Genomic DNA, 11,771 nt, shown 5'->3' on the forward strand with positions numbered 1-11,771 from the left:
ATTAGCCGAAGACGAAATCAGCGGGCGAAAACGCCTGCGCACCGCGGACGAAGATGCTGTCCGGGCCCATGGTGATGCGGACCCCGTCCGCGCTCGCCATGAAACCGAGCTGTTCATAGGCGATATCGAAGGCGCTGAGGTCGATATGATCCGCGCCCGAGGTGAAATCGCTGATCTCGTCGGCACCGGAGCCGGGCGCGAAGACGAACCAGTCGGCACCGGCGCCACCCGCTAACATGTCGGCGCCGCCGCCGCCGATCAGGTGATCGGCGCCGTCGCCGCCATAGAGCTTGTCGGCGCCGCCCGCCACATCCGCGGCCGACTCCCGACCGTCGCCATAGAGCCAGTCATTGCCGTCGCCGCCCTCCAGCGTGTCTGCGCCGCCCCTCGCGCTGTCCATCATCACGTCGCCGTCGCCGATCAGAATGTCGTTGCCCGCGCCACCAGCCAGCCGGTCGCCGCCGCCCTTCCCGTTGCCATAGATGTTGGTCGCGTCGCCAATCAGCAAATCGGCATCGTCGCCGCCGTCGAGCCGGTCGTTGGCGCCCTGGCTGCTCAACCATTCCTGATCGCCGACCAGCCGGTCCGCGCCCGAGCCGCCGGCGAGCATGTCCGACTGCCAGCCGCCGAGCAGCATGTCGGCGCCCGACTGGCCCCGGAGCAGGTCTTCGCCATTGCCGCCCACGAGCCAGTCGTCGCCCGAGTTGCCGGCGATGTCGTCATTGCCGCCGAGGCCGCCCAGCGTGTCGCTGCCCGCGCCACCGATCATCGCATTGGCGAGCGCATTGCCGTTGCCGGTGAAATCGGCGCCGCCGCGGCGAATCAATCCCTCGACATTGCCCGCGAGCGTATAGCCATCGAGTGTCGTTTCGACCCGGTCGAACCCGGCGTCTGCGGCTTCGGCGATCCGGTCGCCGGTGTCGTCGACAAGGAAAATATCGTCACCGGTGGTACCATGCAGCTCATCCGCGGTGGCGGTGGCGGGCAGGGGAAGCAGCGCGATAAAGTCGGTCGCGCCGGGTGAAGCGTCGCCCCGATCGACGGTCAGCGTTTCGCGGATCGTCTCGATGCCGCTGAGGCCGGGAAACGAATCGCGGGTGGCGAGCGTGGCGAGTTCGGACAGGGTGATCTCGACGCCCTGCAGGGTGAGCCGTCCCTGCGAGGAGATCACCTTGGTGCGCGAACCGGCATCATCGAAGCGGCCTCCGATCACCGTGACGTCTGCGGAGTCGTCGAGCCAGAGCTGGTTCTGTTCGGAGATGCCGCCGCGCAGTACCGGGTTCAGGCCGACCGAGTCGATCAGCGTCGCCTCCCCCCAGAGCCGGTAGTTGCGGCCATTTTCCTCGCCGAGCGCGCGGACGACAAGGGTGCCGCTCGACTTGAGGTCATAGCCGCCGTCGCTGTTGCCGCGTGCGGCGGTGTCGATCAAGCGCACGTCATGGACGCCGCGCTCGGTCGCGAAGCCGTCGCCGTTGAAATAGGCGCCGGCCGTGCTCTGGACATTCTCCATCACCACCTGGCTGAGCGTGACGTTATGGACGGTGCCGTCGAGATGAACGCCCGCGGGCAGGTCGTCGCCCGTCTGCCCCGCCATGTCCGCCGTCACATTGTCGATGACCACATTGTTGGTGTCGTACTGGAGGCGGATCGCCACCCTCGAGAATCCCTCCACGTCTACATCGCGGATCGTCAGCCCGGTTATCGTCGCGGTAGCCGAAGGCGCGCTGGCATAATCCTCGAAGAAGCGGCGAACATTCTTCGCGTCGACATCCTCGATATGGAGATTGGCGAGATCGGCGGTGACGCGGAAGGCCGTGCCGACATTGTCGATCTGCAAGTCGCGGAATACGAGATTGTCGGCGCCTGAGCCGAGCTTGAACAATTCGTTGCCGGAAGCGTCGCCCGCCTGCCAGTCGACCGGGCGCGAACCGGTGAACTGCGCCGCCATGGCATTGCCGCCGGAATCGATGCCGCGCACCACTACCGGCTCGCCCTCCGCCCCGCCGCGTGTGATGCCGAGGATACCGGTGACATTATAGTCGCCCTGGTCGGCCAGCATCAGCACCTCGCCTCCTGGTCCCGCCCTTCCGATTAGCGTGTTGAGCGAACCGATCGACGCTGCATTGTTGATGTCGCTGCCGCTTTTGTCCCCGGATCCGGCAGGTGAGATGTACAGGCTTGGCATGGCGATCGACCCCTTGTTGTTGCGGCGAGGTTAACCTCGGCCAAGCCATCATGCTGCACTGCGGTATGGTTAGGCCAGCATTATGCTGATCATCGGTGGGGTTATTACGATGGGCCGTCGCGGGTCCGGCTGGAGGCAAGGCATTCTACCTGCGGGGAAATTTGCTTCGGCAGCCTCCCCGAAAGCGGCATGATCTGTTTTTGCGCTTTCGATCGCAAAAGCCCCCGGTCCGCAGTCCCAGCACAAATATCCACTTGAAGATTCGTGCCCGCTCCGCTCCGATGTCGGGCAGCGTTTCACGGCCTGTCGAGCCGCCGTCCTGGAGAGGAAAAACATGACCGAAGCCGTCAATCTCGGCGCAATCGAAGAAATCCGGCTGCTCAAGGCGCGTTATCTGCGCGCGCTCGATACCAAGGACTGGGCGTTGCTGCGCAGCCTGCTGACCGACGACATGGTCGGCGACTTTCGCGAGATGCCGGGCGGCGAGCTTGACGAGCAGTTGTTGACCACCGGCGCCGACGCCTTTGTCGCGGGGGTCGCCTCGGCGCTCGAGAATGCCACCACGGTCCATCATGTCCACAGCTTTGAAATCCGCTTCACCGGCGCACGCGACGCGGAGGGCATCTGGGCGATGGACGACCATTTCTGGGCGGGCGAGGGAAGCGATCTCGCGGGTCGCTCGCGCCACGGTTTCGGTCATTATCACGACTGTTATCGCAAGGCGAGCGGACGCTGGCTGATCGCCCGGACGCGGCTCAGCCGCATCCGTGTCGAGCGCGACTGACGCCGGCGGCGATCGTTCCGCCATGCGGAGCGCGCAACGCACGCCGCGCCGTCCACACACGGCCGCTTCGGGCTGCGTCAATCGCCAAAAACCAGTCCGAGCATCTGGCGTTTCCAGATCGCGACCGATCGCTCGATCAGCGCCATGTCCGGATTGCGGATATATTCGACCGTCAAGCCGCGCGTCACGGCATTGTTGAGCAGTTGAAGCGTCTGATAGGCCTGGTCGTTATCGATCCCCGCCGCCCGCAGGATCATATGACCCCATAAGCGGACCCTGCGGTCAAAGCGCCGCGCGCTTGGTCCGACCTCCTGATCGAGGTCGGAATCGTTGCGCCGGGCGAGATGGATTTCGAGCACCGCCGCCATTTCAGGCCGGCTGACCATCTGATAATTGGCGTCGATCAGATTTTCCATCGACTGCCGGGGCGTGGCGCCGGCCCGGATGGCCTCGGCGTAAACGCGCGTGCGATAGGCCGCGAATTCGGCGGCGACCGCGGCCATCAGCTTGGCTTTCGTCGGGAATTGGTGCTGGATGGCGCCGAGGCTCATCCCCGCGGCGTCGCGGATCGCGAGCATCGTAGCCCCCGAATAGCCCTGCGAGCAGAGCACGTCGCGCGCCGCCGCGAGCACCTTGGCACGCGTGGCGGCGCTGCGGTCGGCCTGGCTGCGGCGGGGTCGGGTCGCGGTTGTCGTCATGCCTTGGTCATCTGCGATAGCTGTCACGCCGCCGATAAGCGAGCGCCTCAAAATGCCACGGTCGCATTGACCCCGATCGTCCGCGGCCGGACGACGCCCGTGCCGAGTGCGCCGTTGGCGTTCCTTGGCAATCCCGCGACGCCCAGCAAGGCCTGCGTCGAGGTGATCCCCCGGCTGCCCGTCAGGTTATTGGCATAGGCGCTGAGCGAATAGCGGCCGAAGTCGAGACCGGCGCGCAGATCGATGACCTCATAGGCGCTCACCCGCGCGAAATGGCCATAGGCCGCGCGATAGGCGGGGTCGAAGCTGCCGCTCTGCCGCGAGAGCGACCGGATCGAGCCGCCGATGGACGCGGTGACGTCCGATCCCAGATCCCACTGATAGTCGGCGTTGAGGTTGACGGCATATTTGGGCGTGAAGGGCAGGCGGTCGCCCTTGACCGCGCCGACAGCGATCGGGTCGGTGTCGCCGCCGAGTCTCGCGTCGGTGAAGGTCAAGCCGATCGAGGTTGTTAAGCCCCGCGTCGGACGCAGCGTGGCGACGACTTCGGCGCCGTCGACCTTGGCGCTCGTCCCGTTCACATTGACGCCGAAGCCGTTGACCACCGCCGCGAGCTGGATGTCGTTCCAGTCGATATGATAGAGCGACGCCTCGATCGAGGCGCTGCGGTCGGCGGTGTCGCCCTTGAAGCCGATTTCATAGCTGGTGACGGTATCGGGCTCGAAGGTCGTCGGCGTGCCCGCCGGCGACCCGATCGGGATCACGTTCGGGCCGCCGGGGCGGTAGCCCTTGGCAACGCGCGCATAGAGCGATGCCTGGCTGCCGAACTTGACCTTGGGCGCGATCGACCAGGTGAAGACGTCGTCCGAAGAGCGCAGGCCGTCGATCAGCGCGGTGCCCAGCAGAACGCCGTCGGTCGCCTGCTCGGCGTGCTGGCTGTTGTGGCTGTACCGGCCGCCGAGATCGACGTCGAACCAGGGCGACAGGTGCAGCGTCGCGTTGGCGAAGCCCGCGATCTCCTCATAGCGCGAATCGAGATTGAACACCGCATAGTCAAAGGGCAGGTCGATCGGGGTCAGGACGCCGGGCGTGCCGGGCACGGCGGTTTTCAGGTTCTGGAAGATCCGCGCCTTTTCGCGGGTGTAATAGCCGCCGACCATCCATTCGAGGAAATCGCCGCCATTCGACGCGAGGCGCAGTTCCTGCGTCCATTTGCGATTCTCGGTCTGCTGGTCGAAATAGACATAGGCGCCGAGAACACCGATCAGATTGGCGGTATAATCGGCGCGGAACGACTGGAGTTGTTCGCCATGGCTCGTAGCCGAGGTCAGCGTGACGTCGCCGAAATCATAGTCGATGGTGCCGTTATAGAGCCGGTATTTCACATTGCTGAAGGTCGGCAGATATTCGGACTGGGTAAGGCCATCATAGAGCGGCTTCAGCGTCGCCGGGTCAGCCTCGACGATGCTCGGCGCGTCGACATGGAGATTCTGGACGAGCGCGCTGAGCCGAACGTCGAGATTGGCGTCGGGTTTCCAGATCAGCGAGGCGCGGCCGCCGTAATTTTCGAAATCGTTGATGTTGCTGTGGACGTTCGATCCCGCGGTGCCGATCGAGTCGATATAGCCGCCCTGCTTGCGGTACGAGCCCGAGGCGCGAAACGCCAACGTCTCGCCGAGCGGGACATTGATCATCGCGGCGCCGCGATAGGAAACGTCGCCGCCGTCGGTGAATTCGACCCCGCCGAGCGCCTTTGCCTCGAAGGCAGAGGTCGAGGGTTCGTTGGTCACGAATTTGAGCAGGCCGCCCAGCGAGCTGGCGCCATAGAGCGTGCCCTGCGGGCCGCGCAGCACTTCGATCCGCGCGATGTCGAAGCTGTCGAAATCGCCCGCGAGTTCGGACCCGTTGGCAAGGCCGGTGCTCGATCCGAAGGGCGTCTCGTCGACATAGACGGCGACCGTCGAGGCGACCCCGCCCGTGTTGATGCCGCGCAGCACGAGCCGCCCCTGGCCCGGCGTGCCCTGGACGAGCTGCAGACTCGGGACATTCTTGAGGTAATCGGCGAAGCTGGTCGCGCCCTGCTGTTCGAGCGTCGCGCCCGACACGACCGACACCGATTGCGGCACGTCGATCAGCGTCTGCGATCGCTTCTGGGCGGTCACGACAATCTCGTCGCCAAAGCCCGTTTCGCCGTCTTGCGCCCACACCACGCCGGGCGAGGCGAGAGCGAGAGTAAGGGCCGTGCCGCTCAGGGCCTTGGTCGGAAGTCGCATTGTCAGTCCCCTCATCAGATTTTCGCTTTTCGTTTCAGCGGCCGTGGCCGAGCGCGAAGCGCATGCCGTGCAGGATCGCGGCGGGCGCGGCCGAGACATGGTCATCCCCGGCGAAGGCGATATGGCTGAGCTCGGCCAGGCCTGCGTCGCGGAGTGCATCGGCGAACTCGCGAGCGGCATCGACCATGCGCGCGGCGCGGATTTGCGCCTGCGCTTCCTCCAGCGTCACCGCGATGCCGTCGGGCACGCTGGTCGGCAGCTCCTGCTCTTTGGCGCCGACATCGACGAACACGCGCGGCTGGCGGGGCAGGGTGGCGAGCCGCTCCCCGAAAGCAGGCAGTTCGCCAAGGATCGCGAAGCCGTTCCACCAGAGCGACGGGCTGCTCGCGATGAAGACGGCGAAGCTGTCGGGCCGGGTCAATAATGCGTGCGCGGCGAACAGCCCGCCGAGCGAATGGCCGAACAATATTTGCGGACCCTCCGCCGCCTTGGGGTAACGCGCTGCGATTTCGGGGCGCAGCGTGTCCGTCAGGAAGGCGAGGAACGCGTCGGCGCCGCCGTTCCGGTCGCCGCCGATCGCCGCGGCGAGTCCACCCAGCTTTTCCAGCGCTTCGACCCCGATCGGCGGGGTGAGGTCCGCTGTGCGGAGCTTCAGGAAATCGGCATAGGCAGCGTCATAACCGATACCGACCACATAATGGGCGGGAAAGGCGGCGACGCTCGATACCGCGCGCGCGATTTCGGCCGCCATGCCGAACAGCAGGTCGCCATCGACGACATAGAGGACGGGAACGCCGCTGTCGGGCATGGGCCCCGCCGGCGGTGCGACGCTGACCGTCAGCGCGCCCTCGCCCGAAGGATGGGGGAGGGTGAATTGCTCGAGGGCGGCACGCACCGAAAAGGGCATCGATCGTCTCCCGACAGAAGGCTGGCGCCTGACGCTGCCAGCCTCTTTTCGTCGATGCGACTCATCTGCCCCATTTACAATAAAGTCAACTTGTTTATTATAGACCGCGAAACCGGCTCGAGGAGAGCGATATGGAAATCGGAATGCCAAGGGCGGGCAAAGGCGAAGCGCGCCATGCCGCCGCATGGGCGTGGTACGGGCTCGGCGTGCTGCTGATGACGACGCTCTTCGCCTTCGTCGTGCGCCAGATGCTCAGTCTGATCGCGCCGGCGCTGCAGACCTCGCTCGGCTTTTCCGACTTGCAGCTCGGCATGTTGCAGGGGCTCGGCATGGCGGTCTTCGCCAGCATTGCGAGCTATCCGATGGGCTGGCTCGCCGACCGGTTCGGGCGCCGCCTCCTCCTCGCGCTCGGCGTCGCCTGCTGGTCGCTCGCGACCGCGCTCTTCGCCTTTCAGGACAGCTTCGGCGGCCTGTTCGCCGCAACGATCGGGATCGCGATCGGCGAGGCAGGTCTCGCCCCGATCGTCTTTGCCCTGATCCCCGATCTCTTTCACGAACGACAGCGCAACACCGCGAACTTCATCTTCTACGGCGGCTCGCTGCTCGGAGCCGGACTTGGCATGGCGCTGGGGGGCGCGATGCTGCAATGGCTGGCGGGCGCGCATGGCAGTCTCCCCGGCTGGCTGGCCGGTATCGACAGCTGGCGCCTCGCGATGATGCTGATCGCGCTGCCGGGGCCGATCTTCTTCTTCCTCGTCCTGACCATGCCGCTCGATCGTCAGGGGAGCGAAACGGCAACGCCGATCGCGACCGATGACGCGGGTTCCCGCGATTTCATACCCTATGCGACCGCGCATTGGCGCACGCTCGCCTGCATCTTCGGGTCGATTTTCGCGATGGCCGTCGCGATGACGTCGGGGCTGATGTGGTTTCCGCTGGCGCTGCCGCGCGCCTTCGGGATCGATCCCGCGACGGTCGGGGTCGGGCTGGGCACCGCGATCACGATCGCGACGATCGTCGGCGTGCTGCTCGCCCCGCTGATGCTCAGGCTGCGCCGGACGGATGCCGGTCTCGGCCCGGTCAGGGCGGCCGCGATTTTCGTCGCGCTGACCCCGCTGCCCGCCGCTTTCCTGCCGTTCGCGACCTCGGCGTTTCAGGCCTATGCCATCGCGGCGGTGCAGGGCGCGCTGGGTATCGCCGCCTCCTCGCTGATGCCCGGCGTGCTGCAGAAACTGGCGCCGCCGCACCTGCGTTCGCGCGTTCTGGCGCTGCTCGGCATCGTCAACGCGCTGGCGCTCGCCGTGTCGCCGCTGGCGGTCGGCTCGATCTCCGGGCTGATCGCGGGGCCGCGCGGCATGCTCTACGCCATCACGATCGTCAGCCTGCCGTCGCTGATCGTCTCGGCGATACTGATGGCATTCGCACCCGGCCCCTATGCCGCTACTCTGCGGGCGATCCGGCCTCAGCTTTCGAAGGATTTCTCATGACGACGACGCTATCGACCGGCCCCGCGCCTGCGGACATGACCGCCATGCGCGAGGCGATGGCGTCCGGTCGCGTCACCGCGTCCGCGCTGGTCGAACAGGCGATCGAGCGCGCCGAAGCGGTCAACCCGCAGCTCAACTTCATCGCCTGGCCGACCTTCGAGCGCGCGCGCAGCCAGGCGGGGGAGTCCCGATCCGGCCCGCTCGCCGGGGTCCCGACGCTGATCAAGGACATGCTCCCCGAAAAGGGGATCCCCGCGAGCTTCGGCTCGGCCGCGCTGCGCGATTTCATCGCGCCCGACGACGCGCCTTACACGCGGGCTCTCGCGAGTACGGGGCTGATCTCGATCGCGCGCTCGGCAATGCCCGAACTGGGGCTCAACGCGGTCACGGAATCGCCCTTGCTCGGTCCGACGCGCAACCCGTGGAACCCCGATTATACGCCAGGCGGATCTTCGGGCGGCGGGGCGGCGGCGGTTGCCGCCGGGGTGGTCCCGATCGCGCACGCGAGCGACGGGCTCGGATCGATCCGCCACGGTGCCGCGCCTTGCGGCCTCGTCGGCCTCAAGCCGTCGCGCGGGCGCAATGCCGGCGAAGAAACATTCCGGTCGATCGCCGACCTGACGGTGAACGGCTGCGTCAGCCGCACGGTGCGCGATACCGCGGCCTGGATCGAGGCGACGCAGACGCGCGACCCGAGCTGTCTGCCGCCGGTTCCGTTGGTGACATCGCCGGTCGATCGCCGCCTTCGCATCCATGCCTATAGCCGGGTGATGCGGACCGGCGAACTGCCCGACGCCAGCGTCCAGCGGGTTTTGGGCGAGGCGATCGCATTGCTCGGCCGGCTCGGCCACCGGGTTTCGGATGCCGACGTCCCCTTTGACGGCGCGCGCGCGATGGAGCTCCTCGGCACGATCACCGAAGGCATGTTCTGCCGCCGGCTGGGGATGCTTTCACAAGCGATCGGCATCGAGGTCAAAGCCGAAGACCTCGAGCATCGGTCGGCGACGCTGATCGCGGCGGGCGCGGCGATAAGCGATGAGCAATTCGCGTCGGCATGGACGACGATCGAGGGCGTCGTCGCCGCCTATCTCGACCGGCTCGAACAGATTGATGTCTGGATGACGCCGACACTCAGCACGGAGATTCCGCGTATCGGCGTCTTCGGGCCCGATGTTGCATGGGACGACCAGAAGGACGCGCTCATCGATTATGCGGGCTATTGCTGGATCGACAATTTCGCGGGCTCGCCGGCGATCAGCCTCCCGATGGGATTCAGCGACAACGGGCTTCCCGTCGGCGTCCAGTTCGCGACGCGCCCCGGCGGCGAAGACCTGTTGCTCGCGCTCGGCTATCAGCTCGAAGCCGCGATCGAATGGCACCGCCATATCCCCCCGATCTGGGCCGGGGCCCGGTGACGGCGCTTTTTTCGGGAACGTCCGCAAAGCGACGCCACGGGTGCTGCCGATGTCATCGTGCCGACCGATTGCCGTCAAGCGCATAGAGGATAAACGCGGCCAGTCCCACAATCGGCATCAGATTCGCAAAGAGCGCGAACCCGATGCCGATCAAAATAAGGTCGGCCATGGCCCTATTTTACGGTAAAGCTGAACTCGCTTCCCATACGGTGCGTATCGGCGCCCGCCGCCGCCCATTTTACCTTGTAGGTGCCGGGGACGAGCGCGCGCTTAACCGCAAGCGTCATCGACTTCCCGTCCTTGCCCATCATCGGCGTCGCGGGGATTTTCATCGGGGCATGATTGGCCATGCCGGGCATTCCCGTCATCACCACCTCTGCCTTGACGGTCGACGCAATGACCTTTTCGTTGAACCTCAGTGCGATCGAGGTGACCTTCGAAACCGTTGTGTTCGCGGCGGGTGTGGACCCGACGAGCTTGGCGTGCGCGCTGGCCGGCGTCGAGGCGAGAAGCAGCGTCAGGACGGCGGTCGCAGCAGGGAGGAGGGACTTGATCATAAATGCTCCATTTTCGGGTCTGTCCTGCTAATACGCAAATCTGCAAACCGCCCCTTGGAAAATCTGACATGGCGGAATGGATTATTTCCAAGGGATACCGAGATTGCGCGCGTATGACCTTGGGAAGGACTGGCAGGAAAAGTCGATGGACGAACTCCGGATATTGAATGAAGCGAAGCTGCCCGCTGCCCTCGACACGCTCGACGAGCATGTTCTCGCCGGCCTGGCGGGGCGCCAGCGCGAGGCGGCGTCCATGCGGCGCATGATGGCGTTTGCCGCGTTCGTCTCGCTGGGCGGCGGATTCGTTGTTGGCACCGCCGTCGTGCCCCCCGCCGTGGCTGCGAGCCCGATCACGCCTCTCATTCCAGCCAGCCCGCTGGCTCCCTCGACCTTGCTGGATTCGCGTTGATGACGTCGTCGCGCCGTCTGCTGATCTTTGGTCTGGTCGCGTTCATCGCCGCGCTTGCCGGTGTAATTGCCGGACGATTCGTCGTCGAGACGCCCCGCGCCAGCGAAACCGAACTGCATGCGCTTCTTCACAATGAGCTGAAGCTTACGCCGGCGCAGCAGGTGAAGATCGATCGGATCGAAGCGAAATTCGGGCTAAGGCGCGACGCCCTCGAACTCGATATGCGCGCGGCCAACATCCGGCTCGCCCAAGCGATCGAAGCCGAACATGGCTATGGTCCCCGCGTCACCGAGGCCATCGACGAGACGCACCGCGTGATGGGCGAGCTGCAGAAGGAAACGCTCCAGCATCTGTTCGCGATGCGCGTCGTTCTCGATCGCGACCAGGCGGAGATGTTCGACAGGCGCGTGGTCAATGCGCTGACCGCCGATGCGCGGTGAGCCTCGATCTTTCGCAATGTAGCGACCGCGACCTTGTCGCTCTTGCAAGAGCCAGCCAGCAGCTGGCCTATCGCGAGTTGCTGCGGCGCTACAAAGCGCCGGTGTTTCGCCTGATCCGCAGCAATATCGGCGATCCGGACGAAGCGATGGACCTGACGCAGGAGACCTTTGTCGCCGGTTTCGCAGCGCTTGGCCGATACGATCCCGACCGGCCCTTCCGGATCTGGATTGCGAGGATCGCGCTTAACAAGTGCCGCGACTGGGCGCGGCGGCGCACAGTCCGTTCATTCTTCGCTCGCGCGCTGCCGCTTGAAAGCGCGCATGATGTCGCCGGTGACGGACCGGCGCCCGACGCCGAGGCGGCCGACCGAGCCGAACTCGCGCGCGTTCGCGCCGCTATGTCGCGCCTCGCGCCGAACTTGCGCGAGGTACTCGTTCTTCGAGGTGTAGAGGAGCTTACGCAGGCCGAGACCGCCGAGCTCCTGCAAATCAGCGAAAAGACGGTCGAGACACGTCTCTACCGGGCTCGAACGAAACTGAAGACGTTCCTCGACGAACCATCCACGCGTGCGACGGGGTGAACGTGCGTTGCGCGCAGTCGATTTCGTCCAAAAGG

Annotated in this window: 11 protein-coding genes; 6 read left to right on the plus strand and 5 right to left on the minus strand. The window is 65.7% G+C overall.

Annotated elements, in window-relative coordinates:
• Window position 1: 1 nt before the first annotated feature.
• Complete coding sequence (locus tag VSX79_RS05125; protein ID WP_326914623.1) at window positions 2-2,185, minus strand: calcium-binding protein; 2,184 nt, start codon at window positions 2,183-2,185, stop codon at window positions 2-4.
• 334 nt (window positions 2,186-2,519) lie between these two features.
• Here VSX79_RS05125 and VSX79_RS05130 point away from each other — a divergent pair, with 334 nt between their 5' ends.
• Entirely contained in the window at window positions 2,520-2,969 is a 450-nt protein-coding gene (locus VSX79_RS05130) for a nuclear transport factor 2 family protein (RefSeq protein WP_326914624.1), read from the plus strand.
• Window positions 2,970-3,046: 77 nt separating this feature from the next.
• On the opposite strand, the gene VSX79_RS05135 is transcribed toward VSX79_RS05130, so the two are convergent.
• Genes VSX79_RS05135 through VSX79_RS05145 form a run of 3 tightly spaced genes read right to left on the minus strand, consistent with a single transcriptional unit; the run spans window position 3,047 to window position 6,847 of the window.
• Entirely contained in the window at window positions 3,047-3,667 is a 621-nt protein-coding gene (locus VSX79_RS05135; protein WP_326914625.1) for a TetR/AcrR family transcriptional regulator, read from the minus strand.
• Between the two features lie 47 nt (window positions 3,668-3,714).
• Window positions 3,715-5,940, minus strand: a complete 2,226-nt coding sequence (locus tag VSX79_RS05140) for a TonB-dependent receptor (RefSeq protein WP_326914626.1) — start codon at window positions 5,938-5,940, stop codon at window positions 3,715-3,717.
• Window positions 5,941-5,974: 34 nt separating this feature from the next.
• Entirely contained in the window at window positions 5,975-6,847 is an 873-nt protein-coding gene (locus VSX79_RS05145) for an alpha/beta hydrolase (protein WP_326914627.1), read from the minus strand.
• 131 nt (window positions 6,848-6,978) lie between these two features.
• On the opposite strand from VSX79_RS05145, the gene VSX79_RS05150 reads away from it, so the two are divergent.
• Complete coding sequence (locus VSX79_RS05150; RefSeq protein WP_326914628.1) at window positions 6,979-8,334, plus strand: MFS transporter; 1,356 nt, start codon at window positions 6,979-6,981, stop codon at window positions 8,332-8,334.
• A complete protein-coding gene (locus VSX79_RS05155) occupies window positions 8,331-9,749 on the plus strand; it encodes an amidase family protein (protein ID WP_179496877.1) in 1,419 nt (472 codons plus the stop codon). The genes VSX79_RS05150 and VSX79_RS05155 overlap by 4 nt, the downstream gene beginning before the upstream one ends.
• A 173-nt stretch (window positions 9,750-9,922) precedes the next feature.
• Here the strand turns inward: VSX79_RS05155 and copC are convergent, their stop codons facing one another.
• Window positions 9,923-10,306, minus strand: a complete 384-nt coding sequence (gene copC / locus VSX79_RS05160) for a copper homeostasis periplasmic binding protein CopC (RefSeq protein ID WP_326914629.1) — start codon at window positions 10,304-10,306, stop codon at window positions 9,923-9,925.
• A gap of 76 nt (window positions 10,307-10,382) precedes the next feature.
• Here copC and VSX79_RS05165 point away from each other — a divergent pair, with 76 nt between their 5' ends.
• From VSX79_RS05165 to VSX79_RS05175, 3 genes are read left to right on the plus strand one after another with little or no spacing between them, the layout of a single operon-like run.
• Entirely contained in the window at window positions 10,383-10,715 is a 333-nt protein-coding gene (locus tag VSX79_RS05165) for a hypothetical protein (protein ID WP_326914630.1), read from the plus strand.
• The gene (locus tag VSX79_RS05170) at window positions 10,715-11,155 is read left to right on the plus strand and encodes a periplasmic heavy metal sensor (protein ID WP_179496874.1); all 441 of its coding nucleotides are present in this window, start codon (window positions 10,715-10,717) and stop codon (window positions 11,153-11,155) included. The genes VSX79_RS05165 and VSX79_RS05170 overlap by 1 nt, the downstream gene beginning before the upstream one ends.
• A complete protein-coding gene (locus VSX79_RS05175; RefSeq protein ID WP_326914631.1) occupies window positions 11,152-11,736 on the plus strand; it encodes an RNA polymerase sigma factor in 585 nt (194 codons plus the stop codon). Before VSX79_RS05170 ends, VSX79_RS05175 begins: the two co-directional genes overlap by 4 nt.
• Window positions 11,737-11,771: the final 35 nt, after the last annotated feature.

The sequence above is a fragment of the Sphingopyxis chilensis genome, assembly GCF_035930445.1.
GTDB classification, from domain to species: Bacteria; Pseudomonadota; Alphaproteobacteria; order Sphingomonadales; family Sphingomonadaceae; genus Sphingopyxis; species Sphingopyxis chilensis.